Source organism: Acidimicrobiales bacterium (assembly GCA_035547835.1).
Lineage (GTDB): Bacteria > Actinomycetota > Acidimicrobiia > Acidimicrobiales > Iamiaceae > DASZTW01.
The window spans coordinates 63,546-80,550 of record DASZTW010000020.1 but is presented as its reverse complement, the minus strand read 5'-3'; the positions used below and the strand labels follow the sequence as shown (position 1 = coordinate 80,550).

The 17,005-nt window shown below is 67.7% G+C and carries 14 protein-coding genes; 11 read left to right on the top strand and 3 right to left on the bottom strand.

What is annotated here, in order from left to right:
- The first annotated feature begins 51 nt into the window (after nucleotides 1-51).
- The 4 genes from VHA73_16480 (at nucleotide 52) to VHA73_16465 (ending at nucleotide 8,284) form a co-directional block, all read left to right on the top strand.
- Complete coding sequence (locus VHA73_16480) at nucleotides 52-3,573, top strand: helicase-related protein (protein HVX19621.1); 3,522 nt, start codon at nucleotides 52-54, stop codon at nucleotides 3,571-3,573.
- A gap of 12 nt (nucleotides 3,574-3,585) precedes the next feature.
- Nucleotides 3,586-5,400 carry a zinc ribbon domain-containing protein gene (locus VHA73_16475; GenBank protein ID HVX19620.1) on the top strand — a complete coding sequence of 605 codons (1,815 nt, stop codon included), beginning with the start codon at nucleotides 3,586-3,588 and terminating at the stop codon, nucleotides 5,398-5,400.
- Nucleotides 5,397-6,188, top strand: coding sequence for a phospholipase D-like domain-containing protein (locus VHA73_16470; GenBank protein ID HVX19619.1), 792 nt, complete (start codon nucleotides 5,397-5,399; stop codon nucleotides 6,186-6,188). Before VHA73_16475 ends, VHA73_16470 begins: the two co-directional genes overlap by 4 nt.
- A 335-nt stretch (nucleotides 6,189-6,523) precedes the next feature.
- Nucleotides 6,524-8,284 (top strand): hypothetical protein, encoded by a 1,761-nt coding sequence (locus VHA73_16465; GenBank protein HVX19618.1) that lies wholly within the window; start codon nucleotides 6,524-6,526, stop codon nucleotides 8,282-8,284.
- Between the two features lie 38 nt (nucleotides 8,285-8,322).
- Here the strand turns inward: VHA73_16465 and VHA73_16460 are convergent, their stop codons facing one another.
- Both VHA73_16460 and VHA73_16455 read right to left on the bottom strand, forming a co-directional pair.
- Nucleotides 8,323-8,496: a hypothetical protein gene (locus tag VHA73_16460; protein HVX19617.1), complete on the bottom strand. Its 174-nt coding sequence runs from the start codon at nucleotides 8,494-8,496 to the stop codon at nucleotides 8,323-8,325.
- Nucleotides 8,497-9,135: 639 nt separating this feature from the next.
- Nucleotides 9,136-9,810 carry a hypothetical protein gene (locus tag VHA73_16455; GenBank protein HVX19616.1) on the bottom strand — a complete coding sequence of 225 codons (675 nt, stop codon included), beginning with the start codon at nucleotides 9,808-9,810 and terminating at the stop codon, nucleotides 9,136-9,138.
- A 48-nt stretch (nucleotides 9,811-9,858) separates the two neighbouring features.
- Between VHA73_16455 and VHA73_16450 the strand changes: the two genes are divergently transcribed.
- The 4 genes from VHA73_16450 (at nucleotide 9,859) to VHA73_16435 (ending at nucleotide 12,684) form a co-directional block, all read left to right on the top strand.
- On the top strand, nucleotides 9,859-10,980 hold the full coding sequence (locus VHA73_16450) for a hypothetical protein (GenBank protein HVX19615.1): 1,122 nt from the start codon (nucleotides 9,859-9,861) through the stop codon (nucleotides 10,978-10,980).
- Complete coding sequence (locus VHA73_16445; GenBank protein HVX19614.1) at nucleotides 10,880-11,860, top strand: PHP domain-containing protein; 981 nt, start codon at nucleotides 10,880-10,882, stop codon at nucleotides 11,858-11,860. The genes VHA73_16450 and VHA73_16445 overlap by 101 nt, the downstream gene beginning before the upstream one ends.
- Before the next feature lie 46 nt (nucleotides 11,861-11,906).
- Complete coding sequence (locus tag VHA73_16440) at nucleotides 11,907-12,284, top strand: hypothetical protein (GenBank protein HVX19613.1); 378 nt, start codon at nucleotides 11,907-11,909, stop codon at nucleotides 12,282-12,284.
- Between the two features lie 67 nt (nucleotides 12,285-12,351).
- The gene (locus tag VHA73_16435; protein ID HVX19612.1) at nucleotides 12,352-12,684 is read left to right on the top strand and encodes a cupin domain-containing protein; all 333 of its coding nucleotides are present in this window, start codon (nucleotides 12,352-12,354) and stop codon (nucleotides 12,682-12,684) included.
- A 332-nt stretch (nucleotides 12,685-13,016) separates the two neighbouring features.
- Here VHA73_16435 and VHA73_16430 read toward each other — a convergent pair whose 3' ends face one another.
- Nucleotides 13,017-14,261, bottom strand: a complete 1,245-nt coding sequence (locus tag VHA73_16430) for an alpha/beta fold hydrolase (protein HVX19611.1) — start codon at nucleotides 14,259-14,261, stop codon at nucleotides 13,017-13,019.
- A 230-nt stretch (nucleotides 14,262-14,491) separates the two neighbouring features.
- Between VHA73_16430 and VHA73_16425 the strand changes: the two genes are divergently transcribed.
- From VHA73_16425 to VHA73_16415, 3 genes are read left to right on the top strand one after another with little or no spacing between them, the layout of a single operon-like run.
- A complete protein-coding gene (locus VHA73_16425; GenBank protein ID HVX19610.1) occupies nucleotides 14,492-14,671 on the top strand; it encodes a hypothetical protein in 180 nt (59 codons plus the stop codon).
- A complete protein-coding gene (locus tag VHA73_16420) occupies nucleotides 14,668-15,768 on the top strand; it encodes a hypothetical protein (protein ID HVX19609.1) in 1,101 nt (366 codons plus the stop codon). Before VHA73_16425 ends, VHA73_16420 begins: the two co-directional genes overlap by 4 nt.
- Entirely contained in the window at nucleotides 15,765-16,991 is a 1,227-nt protein-coding gene (locus VHA73_16415; protein HVX19608.1) for a sulfotransferase, read from the top strand. The genes VHA73_16420 and VHA73_16415 overlap by 4 nt, the downstream gene beginning before the upstream one ends.
- Nucleotides 16,992-17,005 lie beyond the last annotated feature (14 nt).

The window sequence follows — 17,005 nt, the reverse complement described above, 5'->3', positions numbered from 1 at the left end:
CGAAGCGGATCGGTGGCCGGCCAGACCGTTTGATTCCACCCGGGAGGAACCATGACCATCGTGCCTGGCGCGAGCGCGCCGTCGACCCTGTTGCCGCTCGCCGGAGCCGGACAGAAAGCGACGAACCGGCGTGAGCAGGTGCTCGTCCACCACCTGCTCGCGAACACGATCGAGGCGCTGACCGACAGGACGGGCACGACCCACGCGTTCCCGTGGACACCCGACCAGCAGGTGCGCATCGGCGTTCTCGGCGCCACCATCAACACACCCCCACCGGCGGCCGGTGCGGGGAGCGGCACGAGTGGCGACGACGGCGATGGGGATACCGACGCTGGCGCGGCGGGTGCCGGGCAGCCGGCTGTCGCACCTCCCGTCGAGAACCGAGGCGTCGTCGGACTCGATTTCGTAATCGCGAGCGGTGTCGTGGAGGTCGAGCTCGACGTGCACGTCGCGTTCGCGCTGTACCACCCGCTCGTTCCGGACTTCGCTTACATCAATACGGAAGCCCAAGTGCGCGCCGCTGCCGCGAGCGCAGGCGGAGGAAACCGTCGCCGGCGGCCAACTGTTCCAGTCAATCCGACGTGGGTTCGCGACAATCGCGATGTCACCTTCACGATCCGCGCGCCGGTGCAGGCCGGCGAAGTGATGGTGACAAGTGACGCGATTCCCGGCGGCGACCCACTCGAAGCGGACACGAGATCAGCCGTCACGGCGCACTACACGAACCCCGACGCGTTGTGGAAGCTGACGAACAACCAGACGCTGCCCGTCGCGGCCGCGCTCGGCACCCAAGCCGACTATCGGCAGGCCCTCAACGGGCGGCGGGACACGAGCTGGAACCCGCTGTGGCCGCAGCCGCAGCTCACGGTCACCACCGCGCCGACGCCGAACGGTGACATCGCCGTGTCAGTCTCGATTACCAACGCACGCGTGCTCACAGAGCGTGCGCTGCAAGACCTCGCGGTCTACGACACGCGCATGAGCGTCACCGTCGCCGGCGCAGGTGTCGTCGTCCCGCAGCGGCTCGGCTTCGCGAAGGACGATGTCCGTTACGCCGACGTTGCGACCGTCGTTGGGCGCGGCCGGGGTTGCGTTGCGATGCCTGGCGACACGCCGAAAACGATCGTCGCCGAGACCTTGCCGCTGCACGCGCAGCACGTTGCCGAGTCAAGCGACCACGGCATCGATCTGCGCTTCGCGACGCTTGAGGCCGGATACCAGAGCGCGCTGGCGGCGATCGGGTCGGCCATGCGTTCATTCCTGCGCACCTGGGACTTCAGCGCGGCACCCAACCCCGGACATGAGCACGACCAGCTCGAGGAGCTGCGCAAGCAGTTCGAAGCAGAAGTCGAGCGGTACGAGCTCGGGTGCGACCTCCTGCGCAGCGACGTACGCCTCGACCGTGCCTTCATCTTCGCGAACCGCGCCTTCGCGGCGGCAAAGGGTCCGACCGGTGCCTGGCGCCTGTTCCAGCTCGTCTTCATCGTCTCCGAACTCGGAGCGCTCGCCGCTCGCGAAAGCCGCACCGATACGCGTCTGCGCAACGAGATCGACTCGGTCGACGTCCTGTGGTTCCCGACCGGCGGCGGGAAAACCGAGGCGTACCTCGGACTCATCGCCGTCGCGCTCTTCTTCGACCGGCTGCGGGACAAAGAGCGCGGAACGACGGCTTGGCTGTTGTTCCCGCTGCGCATGCTCTCCGTTCAGCAACTCGCACGCATCAACGAGATCCTCCATCATGCGGAAGCGGTCCGGGCCGCGGGAAGTCTTCCTGGAGACCCATTCGTGCTCGGTTACTTCGTCGGATCGGGCAACACGCCGAACCGTCTCGGCTACAACGATCCGAACAGCTGGTGGGACGGGATCGATGAGTTCGCCAAGCGGTCGCAGGCCGAACGCGACGAACGCCGGCTCGTCGGCGCATGCCCGTCATGCGGCCAAGGCGACAGTGTTGGCCTCGACGTCGATCTCGCAGACCAGCGACTTCTCCACGTGTGCCGAACGTGCGGGCACGTGCTCGCGATCCACTCGAGCGACGAGGAAGTCACGCGATACCAACCGGCCGTCATCGTGTCCACCGTCGACAAGATCACGGCGTTCGCACGCAACGGGCAGCTTACCGCTATCAACCACGGGCCCCGTCGGCGCTGTCCTCAGCACGGTTGGTATACGCACAAGGCCTGCATAGCAAAGGGCTGTGCAGTTGACCCGAGCACGCACACGTCTCCCTCGGGCTTCTACGACCCGACCCCCGCACTGTGGATCCAAGACGAGTTGCACCTCGTGCGCGAAGAGCTCGGCGTATTCGCAGGCCACTACCACACGCTCGTCGCGGAGCTCGCCGCCGGAGTGGGCAACGAACCATCGAAGGTGATCGCCGCAACCGCGACCATCGAGCAATACGAGGACCAGCTTTCACAGGTGTACGGGCGCAAGCCGCGCATGTTCCCTGTCGGTGGCCCCACGCTCCGCAAGTCGTTCTACACCGAGGTCGTCGACGACATTCGTCGCATCTACCTCGGCGTACTTCCGGCGGGTGGCGGCACTGTCAAGGTCGACCTGGCCGCGTCGATCACCGCCCAGCTCGTTGAGGACGTGCACTGCCTCACCGACGACCCGACGCCGCTGATCGCGGCGCTCGCCGCCGAAGGATTCACCGCGTCGCCGACCGAGGCGAGGGCGATGCTCTTCGACTACGAACTCGCCCTCGCCTTCGTCAACAGCAAGGCGCACGGTGTCGTCGTGCACGACGACATCCACCGGCTGTCGGAGAAGCTGATCAACCAAGGATCCGACCCCGTACGCAGCGAATACCTCATCGGCGACACGTCACTCGGAGAACTCGCCGCCGCCGTCGCCGCGATCCAAGCAGACACATCCGCGACAGCGCGTGCACAACGCATCCGCGCGCTCGTCGGAACGTCCGTCATCTCGCACGGCGTCGACCTAGATCGGCTGAACTTCGAAGTCCTCGCCGGCATGCCGCCGACCTACGCCGATTACATCCAGGTGACCGCACGGGCAGGTCGCACCCATGTTGGGCTCGTCGTGTCGGTGTTCGACCGAGCGAACCGTCGCGAGACCTCGATGTACCAGAGCTTCGCGACAACGCACGCCGCACTCGAGCGGATGGTCGCGCCCGTTCCGGTAAACCGTTTCGCGACACGCGCGGTTGAACGCACGCTTCCGGGCATCGTCAGCGCACTGTTGTGGGACGAGACCCGCAACCCGAACTGGCCGAGCATCGACGAGATATCAACGACGCGCAAGTTCCGGCCGTGGTGGAACGCCAACGCCGCGGCTCTCATTCCGCACCTACGAGCGCGCATCGAGCGCGCGTACCGATGTCCGGTTCAGGACCCCGCGATGGTCGTCGACGAACAGAAGCTCGTCGACGACGCGCTCGACCGGTGGGAGAACGTCGAACGGCAACGCATGCAGCAATGGCAGGCCGAATGGCTTACGGACCTGTTCACGACCCCGGCAATGACGAGCCTGCGCGACGTCAATCCGCCCGTCGAGTTTTCCGGCGGAAGCCGTGCCGGCCAGATCATCGCTCGCCTACACGGGTGACAGGAGACGACCATGAAGCGTTCGACCACCCAGGTGCTGTACCGCTACCTCCCCGGCGCGGTCTTTCCGCACGAGGACGGGTTCATCGCACAGGTGCATCACATCACGGGCCCGCGTGTCGGTGACCTGAACCGCACCGTTCTCCTCGAAGAGCTTGCCGTCGAACTCGACAAGTGGCTGCCGGACCAGATCGGGATTCCCGATCCACGCTCCAATCCCGACGAGTACACCATCATCGAACCCGAAGAGGTGTCATGGGACGTGTACCCGTTGACGTTCGAATGTGCGAATCCAAGTTGCCGTCGCGTAAAGCGATGGTTCCAGCAGGATCAGCTACTTACCGACACCAACGCGACCGGCAAGGTCAGGTGCCCGCACTGCAACTCGAAGATGCGGCAGCTGCGGTACCTCACCGCCCACAACTGTGGGACGATGCAACCGCTGCACACACAGCGGTGCCCGAACTGCGGCATCCCCGACCACATGTACCTTGAGGACCTCGGGTCGTTCCGGTCCTCGTCGTGGCGCTGTCGGCAATGTGGCGCAGCGATCAGCACACGATTCACACCGTGCGACTGCGGGCGCTACGCACGGGGTGGCGGTCAGCCGTACCGGCAGGGTTACACCGCGCGCGACCAGCGCGTTTGGCTGCCGCAGACGCTCACGATCATCAACATCTCGGGACAGACCTACGACAACTTGCAGCGGCATTCCGAGCGTGGTCTCGCCGCGCTCGCCTCATGGCTTGGCGATCAGACCGAGCTCGCCGTGTCACTCACAGAACTCGAGCGACCAGGTGGCGGCCAGCGCATGACCGCTGCCGAGTGGGCGACACAGGAGCAGGCGCTGCGCGCCAGTGGCGTCGACGAGTCGGTCATCGCGAACGTACGCGCCCTCCAGGGCCCGGCAACCAGTGGTGTCGCCGCCATTGCCGGATCCGTCCATCCCGATGTCATCGCAGTTGCGGGGCAACGCTCGATGGTCGAACGCGCCGGCCTCTTCGACCGCAACATCATCGACGACCGCAAGAGCTTCGTGGAACTACGCGATGGCGCGACGGGTCCCGCACGAACGATCGCGGACCACACCGCGCGAACGATGGCGCTGCTCGGCATCGAGGACATCTCGATGACGCAGCGATTCCCGATCGTCGTCGCGAGCTACGGCTACAGCCGATGCGATCGGACGCCCGGCAACTCCAACCTCCGCAGCTATGCCCAACCACGTCGCTACAACGGCAAGACGCCAATCTTCGCCGTACCGGCGGACACCGAGGCACTCCTCGTGACGTTCGATGCTCGTGCTGTCCTCGGATTCCTGGTGCACGAGGGTGACGCCGCGGGACCGGTCCCGGCTTCGAGCCGGGATGCGAAGCTCGCGGTCGCGCAACTCCTGGCCGGCGATCCGGCAATCGGAGGCGACAACGCCGCGGGCAAGACGCGGCGACTCGTTCACTCCGCATCTCACGCGTTGTTGCGCGCGCTCGACGACGGCCAGACTGGCTTCGGCGAGGCCAGCCTCGCCGAATGGATCGTCACCGATGCGATGACGACCGCGATCTATGTCGCGTCGTACAACGACTTCACGCTCGGCGCGTTCGACACTGTGCTGCGCAGGCGGCTCGCGCCCTGGTTACTCAGTGCAGCCGACAACGTGAACCACTGCGACAACGATCCCATGTGCTCACACGTATCGTCACAACGACCTCACGCCGCGTGCGACCGGTGCCTGCACCTCTCATTCGGATGTCGCACCTGGAACGCCGATCTCGACCGACGACTCCTCCGCCGCTTCTGGCTGTGGACGCAGCAACAGCCGGTGCCGTGAACGGCCTCGTCGGCCTCGTCCCAGTCGCTGAACTGCTCGCTGAGATCGCTGGCAGCCGCCACGGCGCGACGCGCCTCGCACTCGAGCTCCTCGGAGGGGACCCGCACGTTCTCCTTCGCGGGCACGACGACCGCCGCCTCGCCGCACGCGCAGAGCTCATTGGCGCCGGCGTCATGACCGAGTCTGGCGTTCCTGCCGCCGGGCGCGTAGCGGAGCTCGTTGTCGTGTGCGAGATCCTCGCCAACGGCACGATGCCATCGCCGAGACTGCTTCCCGATGCACGTCTTGTGCTCTCCGCGCCGCCGGGCACCGTCCCGCTCGCTGACCGCGAGCGTCTCGACGGGTTCGTCCTCGACGTCATCCGACAGGCGACTACCAGTCTCGCGATAGGCGGCGCGTTCTGGAACGAAGCAGGCTTCGAACTCCTTGATGACGTGCTCCTGCCAGCGGTGCAAGTGCGCGGAATCGCAACCACCGTCTACGTGAACACACCGGAGCGCGACTACCTCGCGCCCCTGCAAGAACGGCTTGCGACGCTCCGATCTGCCGGGCCGGTACGGGTCCGATGGTTCGTCGGCGCGCGGCCAACCATGTTGCACGCCAAGTTCGTCATCCGCGACAACGTGCACGGCTACCTCGGCACCGCGAACCTCACGTCGTGGGGCTTGCACGGCCACATCGAAGCAGGCGTTGAACTCACGGCCGGCCAGAGCCAGCGCTTCGTGCAGTTCCTCGACGAGCTTGATGCCGCAGGGCTCTTCGACGACTCACCCCGTGCCGAGATGTGAGACGCGGGGCGGATGCGTCTGGTCAAGCCGCGGGCCCGTCGGACCAGCGAGCTGCCCCGGCGCACGGCCACGAACCGCCGCCCGACAGCGATTTCCGGAGCATGCCGCGGGTGTGGGGAACGTCCACGCCATCATGGTGCACCGAGACGAGTGAACTGGCGGACGGAACAGGCACCTTCTTCCTCATGACCACGCGCGCCACTCCCGGGTCGAGCCCTCTACGTCACCTCGACGCGCCTGCGCTTCGGGACGCGACCCGCGCCGAGCTTCGCAGCCGACAGAACCACTTACCACCCATCAGCGTGTACCGATGGTGGGCGCGCCGAAGCGAGACCGTGACGGGCGCGATCATCGACGCGATCGCGCGGGATCGACCCGGTTCGCTTACGATCGCAGATCCTTTCGCCGGTGGCGGGGTCATTGGCCTCGCTGCACTCCTTCGCGGACACAAGGTGTACGCCCAGGATGTGAACCCGTGGGCCGTGCGCGGGCTCACGACCATGACGTCGCTGCCAGATCCCGCCGATCTCGAGAGCGCGAGTGGTGAGCTGCGCGACGCGGCGGCGTGTCTGCTCCGCGATGCCTACGCCACTTCGTTGCGGGACGGGACGCCGGCCGAGATTGCACACACGTTCTGGCTCGCGCAGGCTCCATGCCGGAAGTGCCGCCGCGTCGTTCGGCTGTTCCCGGGCGCGCTCGTGTCTCTCGACACGCGCGTGGACTGCGGCGGCCAGAACGGGTTTGTTGCGTGCCGCGCGGGGCACATGCACCACGCCGACGCGAGCCGACGGACCCGGTGCAGAACGTGCGCGCGTCACGTCGACCCCGACGAGCGCTACCTCAACGGTCGTGAGTACACATGCACGTCGTGCGGCCATTGCGGACCGATCTCGGAAATCGGCGCACGGCTCTCGTGGTCACCGATCCTGGCTGAGCGCGTTGCGCAAGGTGCTCGCGAAATTGATGTACCCACGGCGGTAGAGCGTGCCCAAGCGAGCGACAAGCGCTGGCGACCGAAGCGAGATCTCGGCACCATCGAGCGTGGCCCCGAGACGAATCGGCTGACGAGCATGGGGTTCAGCTCATGGCATGACCTGTATCCAAGCCGCCAGCGCGTCGTCCTCGAGACGCTGCTCGACCGTATCGATGATCTCGAGCTCGACGATCGGACGAGGAACGCGCTTATTGCCGTAGTCATCGGTGCGACCGAGATCGCGGGCCGTGCCGCGCGATGGGACCCGCGCTATTTGAAGGTGTACGAGACCATCGCGAATCACCGGTTCAACGCGACGACGCTCGCCGTGGAGCCGAATGTTTGGGGCGCAGGAGACTCCGGGCGCGGCACAATCGTCCGCCGGGTGCGCGCCACGGCGAAGGCATCGCTCTGGCTCGACGAACACATCGGACGGACGCTGCATGTCGACGGACCCGTACCGGTCGGTCGCCGTCGCGGACGGCTTCCGGCCGATCTCGACCTTCGCGTTGTCGAAGGGTCAAGCGCGCGGCTAGTCGTTCCCGACGCGAGCCTCGATTTCGTTGTCACGGATCCGCCCTACCACGATGACGTGCACTACGGCGAGCTTTCGAACATCTTCCGCGCGTGGGCGGACCTTCCGCTCGGAAGCATCGATGGCGATGTCATCGTTGCGCGCGGCGCGGCAGACGAGACCACGAAGATCTACCGCGCGCAACTTGAAGCTGTGTTCTCCGAGGTGAGCCGAGCGCTGAAGCCAAATGGCCACCTCATCTTGTCGTACGCAAACCGCGCGCCGATCGCATGGGTTGCCCTCTTTGGCGCGCTGCAGGCCGCTGGCTTCCACGCGCTCGGCTATGAGGTCGTCGTCTCGGAGAACGCCGACGACTACGCCAAAGCCGGACGACGTTCGTGCAACCTCGACGTTCTGCTCGACCTCGTTGTCACATCAGTGAAACCGAAACAACAGCACCGTGCGCGTTCGGTGCCCAAGGGGGACGAAGGGCAGTACTGCCGACAGATCGGTGACGCCGCACTTCGGATCGGCGACCTCCCGGAAGGTTGGGAAGACGAGTTCGTCAAGCGCTTGCGCGAAGCGCGATTCCTTTCGGCGAACGGCTGACCATCGGTCGTCGCCCTGCGACAGAGTCCTGCGAGGACTCACTGCATCGTCGTGGACCCGTCCGGGTGGCGCCAGACCATGCGGCCCTTGTCGTCCATCACGACGACCGAGTGGCCGGAAGCCAAGAGCGCCTCGGCGAAGTTGGTCTCTTGCGCGGCCTGAGAGATGGCGGCGTCCAGTGCGGCGTTGTTGTTCTCAGACGCTTGTTCCACGAGGCTCTCCCTCTACCGTCCGAGGGTACCGGGTTATGACTTGTCGGCTTTCTCGGGTGCGGGCCACCGACTTGCACATCTACCGCGAGGTACGAGCGCGCAGCTACAAGGGTGACCTTATCGAGGACCGCTTTGACCTTTACAGCGCATAGCGTCTCGCGACCAGGGCACTGAAGTGGGAGCCGAACCGCGGACGTGTGTCGCTCATCGATTGTCTAGGGTCGTTGCTGGCACTCGTCACTGGCACTCGTCAGGTGCAACCGAGTCTCGATGACGAGTCCGTCGTATCCAGGTCAAAGCGGCAAAGACGCCGTCCGCGTCGGCGACATTACCTCATCAGCAGCAGCGTCATCGCCACCGGCGACGACCTCGGATGAGCGGCGGTTCACAGCGCCACATCAAGGGCGTACCGTCGATGTCGTGAGCGACGAGCGAAGCCGACCGCCGCAGACAGCTACGACGCCCTCGGCCGCGCGGAGCAGGCCCACGTGCAGGCGTCGCGGGATGAGCGGGTCGCTACATTGCGCGTCGAGCTCGACCTCGCCACGCGAGTTCGATGCTGTGGGCTCCACGTCGAGCTTGACGAGTGGGGCCGCGTTGTGGACCGCTAGGCCGGAGCGTGACCTCTCGGGTGCGCGTTCAGCGTGTTTTGCCGGTCTCGAAGAGCGCGAACTCGATCTGGTCGGCGCGTCGTCGCACACCCGACAAGGCTTTGGCGGCTCGTGCAGCGTCGGTGCAGTACTGGACGTAGCTGTCGCGTCCGAAGCGCCGAAGCCGGAGGGCGTGCGCGACGACGACGTCGGCGATGAGCGGCGCGGGCCGGTCGGGCACTCCGCCGGCGAACGCGGCGAAGTACAGCACCTTCGTCGCGAACGACGGTCCGAGATACGCGATCTTCGCGTCGCGGAGTGCGGTGTCCCACGCGGTGCCGGGATCGCTTGAGGCTGCGTCGATCACCTGCTCGAGCCGCGCGTCGAGAGTGTTGCCGGAGCGCCCGATGATGTTCGCGACGCGTGCGGGGCCGCGACCGACGGTGCCGTAGCCCCAGACCATCGCGGCGGTGAAGCGCTCGCGCGCCGACGTCGCCGGATCCGCGAAGACGTTGAAGACGACTTGGCGCGACACGTTCAGCGCCGTTGGCTTCTTCGCATCCGGGACGCAGCGCGTCGCGAGCACGGCGAGCTCGTCCTTCAACGCGACGATCCGGTCGGCCCAACTCGACTCGTACCACCGGATCGCATGCTCGGCGACCGGCGGCAACGTCGCCGCCCACTCAACCGCATCGGTGTAGCTGAATGTCCTGCCCTCCGACATGCGCCGAGCGTAGGGCCGGCTCACCGCGGCGAACGGTGGTGGATCGACGTGTTCGTGCGCCATCGCTGCCGGACTGTCGGCCATGATGACGTCGTGGTCGACGAATCGCCCGACGACGCTCGGCACGAAACCGACGAAGATGCGGAGCCGGAAGAGGCCGACGAGGTCGTCGTTCGCGTTCCCTACACGGCGCTGAGCCGGCAGTTCACGCTGCCCGACTCCATCCTCGCGGCCCAACGAGTGGTCGCGCAGATGTCGACCCAATGGCCCGTGATCGAGGCGGCGCGCCGTGCGATGGACAGCCTCCCGTCAGGTGTCGAGCTTCCTGCGATCTCGGCCGCCGCCGCATCAGCACGCTGGATCACGGGATCCAGTGTGTTTGCCGCTGCCATCGAGGCGCAGCAGGCGCGGACACGCATCCTTGCAACGCTTGCGGACTCCACGTTCCAGCGGCAGATCGGACTGCTCGACACCTCGGCCCATACGTCGTTGCAGCGACAGCTCAACGACCTCACACGCATTGCGCGCGTCGTCGAGAACATGCCGACCCTGTACCGCGGTCTGACGACACCCCTTCTCGTCGAACGCTCGGTGAGCATCGGTATCCGCGGCTGGGACGAGGCGACGCGCGCGATCGGGGCCGCGACACTTGAACAGCGCGTCGAGCCCCTCGAGGCATTCGGGCGAGGCACGTTCGGCATCACGGCCGCCGGTATCGCCCTTTCGGAGGGAACCGAGAGCGGCCCCGCCGAGACCGAGGAACTACTCGGCCCGCAGGCGCTCGCGACGCGGCTTCGTGGCCGCTTGGGCGAGCTCGACCCGGCTTTGCCCGCGCGCCTCGACGGCGCGTGGGGAGCGCGTCAGCCGTACGGGACCCGACGCGGCATCGCAGGCGGCGCACTCGCTCATGGAAACCGTCGACGGCGCGCTCCGCGGCGCAGCTCCCGATGTCGACGTGTTGGCCTGGTACAACGCGACGAACCGCTCCGACGCGCTTCACAACGACAAGCCGACCCGAGCGCTGCGGGTCAAGTACCTCCTGCGCGACCGCCCGGGAGAAGCGAATGCCGTGCGCCTGCATCTGCGCGCCTTGAACGACCTCGTCGGCGTGATCCAGGGACTGAAGCACGGGTCCGGCGACAAGGACTGGCGCTCGGGCGGATCGGCTGATGTGTATGGGGTTGCCTGCGAGGATGTGACCATGACGCCGAGGGACGGCCACGTGCACACAGAGTGGTCCTGGGACGCCCCTCACGGTTCGATGGAACGAGCCTGCGCACGCGCGCTCGTGCTGGGCCTCGACTCGATCGCGTTCACCGATCACGCCGACTTCGTCCGGTGGCGCGTCTCGACGGGCGTGGCCGAGTTCCTCGGCGACCTCGGGGCGGTCGTGGACGACGGCACCTTCGTGCCGCCACCTCTCGACGTCGACGGTTACCTCGCCTGCGTCGAGCGGTGCCGCCAGCGGTTCCCCGACCTCGAGATCCACGCCGGAGTCGAGCTCGGCGAGCCGCACCGGGATCCGCAGCAGGCCACTGCTGTGCTCGACGCCGGGGCGTTCGACCTCGTCGTTGCCGCCGTCCACTCGCTGCCCGGCGGCGACGGTCTCGTCGAGGTGTCCGACGCCTACCTCGACCGCTCTGCACCCGAGGTCGTGCGCGGCTACCTGACCGAGATGGAGCGGATGATCCGCTCATGGGACCGCTTCGACGTGCTGGCCCACATCGACTACGCCGCCCGGTCCTGGCCAGCCGACACCGGACCAGATGGAGCCGGTCCCTACGACGCAGGCGACTTCGAGGAAGAGCACCGGACGGTCCTGCACGCACTGGCTGCGACTGAGCGAGCGCTGGAGGTCAACACTCGGCTTCCCCTCGACGCTCGGGTCGTCACGTGGTGGCGCCAGGAGGGCGGCACCACGGTGAGCGTCGGTAGCGACGTGCATGACTCGCACTTCCTCGCTCAGGGCTTCGACGTGGCGGCCACGACGCTCGCCGCCGAAGGGTTCCACCCCGACCCCGCCCGGTCCGGGTTCTTGACCCTCGGCTGATCGGCCACCGGACTGCCTGGAGGTCGGGCCGCCGGATGGTGACGCCGTGTCGGCGGGCATCGGCGGTGAGGTTCTGCGGGGACCAGAAGCCCATGGGTTGGGAGTTGACGAGCGCGGCGAAGAACGCGGCGCGTTCGTGCAGTTCGAGCCGGGCCGAGGCGTAGACGAGGTAGGCGAAGCTCACGCTGTGGCTGTCGGGGAAGCCGTAGGTGGCGACGGGTACCCTTGCTCTTCGGAGCGTCCTGCGAAGGGAGAGGTCACGTCGGACGACACCGCTAACCAGCGTGCTGCGACGAGCGAGCCGACGACGATCGCTGAGGTGCTCCGGGTCGGTCAGCCGATGGGTGACCTGCGCCGCTTCGTGATCGAGGACCTCACCCCCGAGGAAGAGGACGAGTCCTTCAGGATTCTCGAGGAAGCCTGATCGGTGTAGGCCGAGGTCGTCGTTGACACGATGCGTCTGGGCGGTCGCTGCGCGCCATGATGGTCGCATGCAGCTGACCTCGCTCGCCGACGCTCCCGACTTCGACGACGCCCACGTCGTCGCCCGAGCATTCCTCGACGCCGAGCAGTGCAACGTCAGAGTGATCAGGCTCGTTCCAGGTCAGAACCTTCCCCCGCACACCCACGGGTCCTCCGACCTCATGCTCTACGTGGTCGACGGCACCGGCCGTCTCGACACGCCTGACGGCCCGACTGATTTCACTGCGGGAACACTTGCTCACTTGCGTGGCGACGAAGAGCTCCGAGTATCCAACACCGGCACCACCGGTATGACCCTGCTCGCGTTCCTCGCCCCGCCGTTCCCACCCACCGACACCTGAAGGTGCCGCTGACGGCCACGGAGTTTCCGATCTACGAGGTGGTCGACGGCATGCTCCGTCGCGTGGACTGAGCAGGCCTGTTCGAAGATGTCGCGGCGGGAGTGGGCGAGGTAGACGGGCACGCGGTTCTCGTCGAACGAGCGGATGGCTTCAGTGAGGTTGTCGGTGAAACCGGCCATGAGCTGCGTGCGGTCGTCGTGCTCGATGGCGGCTTGGAGCGAACCGATCTCCTGCTCGACCCACCGCGCCTGCTTCCCATGCGGTGCGCTTCGGCGGCGTCGATGAGGCGGGGGAGGATCCACCCCGCGCCAAAGCCGCGGGCCCGAGGGGGGTCATGCCCCTGCCGCGGAGGTTGCCACCGACGACTCGGGCATCACGGTGTCGAGCCAGTCGAAGGCGGTCTGGTTGAACAGGGGGCGTGCACCGCTCTCGCAGTGGTCACCGGCGCCGTCGGCAGCGAGGAACTGCACATACGACTTCTCACACGTCAGCGCGTCGTACAGCCGTGGCGCGTTGGCGCTGAGATCGTCATGCTCGGCGCCGCACACCAGGGTCGGACACGTGATCTCCGCTTCACGGCCCTCGAGCGAGTAGTCCGGCGCGATCCGGAAGAACTCGAGCGGGTCGGTGAGCCCGTGGACGAACACGTTGCGGCGCAACGCCCAACCCGCGGTCGGCTTGCCCATCACGATGCGCAGCACGCGGCGCAGGAGGCCGAGCGCGATGCGGTTGCCGTGGGGGAGCTGCCGGCCGAGCACGCCCGGGATGCGTGCGACGGCGGTCTCGAACAGGTCGTAGGGCCCGCAATCCGAGATGCACGCAGCGAAGCGGTGCTCCTTCGTGGCGGCGCGCGGCGCGAGGTAGCCGCCGAAGCTCAGCCCCATCAGCGCGATGCGCGCCGGGTCGACGTCGGGCCGTGCGAGGAGCCAGTCGACCACGGGGGTCACGACCGACTCCCAGTCGGGAAGGAACGGAACGCCTTGATCGACGATCATCGAGCCCTGGCCCGGGCCGTCGAAGGCCACGACGTTGTAGCCCCGTGCCACCGCTGCCGCGCCACTGGTGAAGTAGAGCTCCTCGGCCGTGCCGTCGTAGCCGCCCGTGAGCACGATCGTGCGCCGGGGGGCACCGTCGCGCGACGGTCGCAGGAAGTAGCCGGGCAGGCGGAAGCTGCCGAACGGGATCTCCACGATTTCGGCCGGCACGCCCAACAGCGCGACGCCCCGACGGAACGCCGCCACCTCGCTGCGGTGGGTGTCTCGCAGGCGCTCGTCGACCGGCGCGCCGAGGAGGAACACCCCCGCGCTCCGGTAGTAGTTCGAGGCGCGCAGGAAGCCGGCGCGGGCGGCGTCGATGTCGCCCGACGTCTCGCTGCGAACCGCGGCCTCGTGCACCCGGTCGGCGAGCTCGTGCCACCGGTCGTACCAGACGGTGGCGTCGACGCTGGTGATCTGGTCGGCCACCGCCAGGCACTCGCCGATCTCGGCGCCCTCGTACGGCGCGTACCCGAGGGCGCGCTGCCATTGCGCCCGGAAGAGCTCGTCCCGCATCACGGCGGAGGTGGGTGCCCGGCCCATCGCCGCAGAGTGTAGGGACCTGCGCGGGTACGTCGCGTGGCGGATGGTCGAGCCGGGGCCCCCGCCAGGACGCACGACGACAGCCTCCACCAGCGAAGGCGAGGACGAGGACGCCGTCACGGGCGCCACCCGGCCGGCGAGACGTTGCGCACGCCCATCCGCGCAGGTCCTTGGCGCGCCGGCCCTGCCGGGTGGGTCCCGGCTGGTGACGTGCAGGTAGCCTCTGCGCCGTGCCGTACCCGTCGATCGCGCCCGGTGAGCGGATGCTGATCCGGTGCGTCGGTGGGCCGTCCCAAACCCGACTCGAGCGCATGCCGCCGCAGCTGGAGATCACGGAAGACGACGGTGTCTACGTGCTGGTCGACGACGGGCCACCGCAGGAGTGGTGGTACCAGTTCGTCCCCACGTGATCCGCGTGCCGGAGGTGGCCGCGTCAGCGGGGGAGCAGGAGTGGATCGCGGTGGGCGACGCCGTGCACCGCGCCGGGGAGCGCCTCGCGCAGCTCACGGCTCACCTCGATGATCGCGAGCGTGCCGACGGGTTCCGTGCGCTGACCCGGGCGCTGAACAACCACCTCAGTCGGCTCGAGCGTGACCGGGAGCGACCCGAGCTCGTCTCGTTCAACGGTTGGCGCGAGAAGTTCTTCATGGACAACCCCGACTTCCGGTACTGGGTCGCCGACATCCGCGACGATCGTCGCTACCGGCTCTCGGGCGCGGTCGGTGATTCCGTGTTCCAGTCGATCACCGTGTACCGCGGCGACGGGCTCGGCGCTGTCGCGACTGCTCGGGTCGACACCGACACGCTCGACATCGATGCCGGCGGCCGGTTCGAAGTGACGCTCGCGCCGAGCGACCCGGGCGTCGGCACGTGGCTGCCGCTCGAGCCCGGCGTGACCATGGTGTGGGTTCGCCACTTCCACGAAGACGTGGACCATGACCGGCTCGGCGACTGCACGATCGAGCCGCACGACCCGCCGGCAACGCCGACCGCGTTCGACGCACACGACGTGCAACGGCAGCTGCGCCGGCTCGCCGCGTCGATCTCGATCGTGCCCGAGGTGTTCGAGGCCACGTGGAAGGCCGAGGAGGGCCGCGCCAACCAGCTCCGCCATTGGTCGGAGATGAGCGGTGGGGCCGCGTTCACCGAGCCCGGCATCCACTACGTGCGGGGTGCATGGAGCCTGGGGGCCGATGAGGCGCTCGTCATTCGAGGCAGCGCGGTACCGAGCCGCTACTGGAACATCTTGTTGTACAGCCGGTATCTCAACTCGCTCGACTACCGATCGCGCACCGTCTCGCGCACGTCGGGAACCGCACGGCTCGTCGATGGTCGTTACGGCTTCGTGCTGGCCGCCCGTCAGCCCGCAGGCGACCTGGACTGGCTCGACACCGAAGGCCGCCAGTTCGGCCTCGTCGTGATGCGTTGGCTGTTGCCGGAGGAGCCCGTGCCGTTGCCCGAAGTGCGCGTGTGCCACGTCGACGAGGTCGAGGATCTCAGCCGGTGACCTGGACCGCGCCCCCGCGCCCCGCCGCTGCCCAGGCGCTCCACGAGGCGGCCGAAGCCGAACGGCGGGCCAACCCCGAGGCGTTCTCGCTGGACCCCGACGTGATCGTGCAACGGGCGATGTCGCACCGCGTGGCCGATCCCTCGGAGCTCGTGGGCGACTGGCGCCCGGGCCTGGAGCACTTCCTCGGCTCGGCGCGCGAAGACGGCCGCCTGAACGCGATCGGCGAGCGGATCATGGGCGAGCAGGCCGCCTCGAAGCTCGCCTTCGGCGCCCGTGTCCGCGCCACGCTCGCCGAACATCCCGAACGAGCCGGCCGTGTGCTGCAACCCCCGATCGTGATCGTGGGGGGCTGGCGCACGGGTACGACGTTCTTGTTCCGGCTGCTCGGCACCGACCCGCGCCTCCGTGCCCCGCTGCCGCTCGAGCTGACACGGCCCTGGAAGGTCGCGGTGTCGTCGCTGCGGGAGCGGGCAGCGCTGACCGACCAGCTCGACGCGGCACCGAACCCGCTGCACCTGTTGAACCCGGCTCTCCGATCGGTGCACGACCACGGGCCGCGCTTGGCCGAGGAGTGTGTGCTGGCGATGGGTGTCGACCTCAGGAGCTGGGGGTTCCCCGCCACGGTCCGGTTGGACGCGTACGCCAGCTGGCTCGCCACCCAGGACCTCGCCACTGCGTACGCGGAGTACCGCCGGGTGCTACAGCTGCTCGATGATGGCGACGGGCGGCGCTTCGTGCTGAAAGCACCGGCGCACACCCCTGAGCTCGCGCACGTCGCCCGCACGTTCCCTGGCGCGGTGGTCGTCCACCTCCACCGCGACATGGTCGAGACGGTCGCGTCGGGCGCCAGCCTGTTCGCCGTGTTCCGCTCCACGTACAGCGACGAAGTCGACCCAACCGATGTCGGTCGCTTCCAGCTCGACCAGACCGAGCTTTGGCTGCGGCGCGCGTGGGCGTTTCGCGCCGGGGAGCTCGCCAGCCACGTGACCTTGGTCGACGTCGCTTACTCCGACTTGGTGCGCGATCCTGCCGCCGTCGTGTCGGCCGTGTACGCCGCGGCCGGCATCGAACCGCCCGCCGACCTGCCCGGCTTCGTCGAGGCGTACCAGCGCCAACACCCGCGTCACGAGCACGGCGCCCACCGCTACACGCCCGAGGACTTCGGCATCGATCCGGGCGAGGTGGCCGAGCGTTTCGCCTTCCTCGCCGTGGACATCTGAGGACGCCTCCAGTC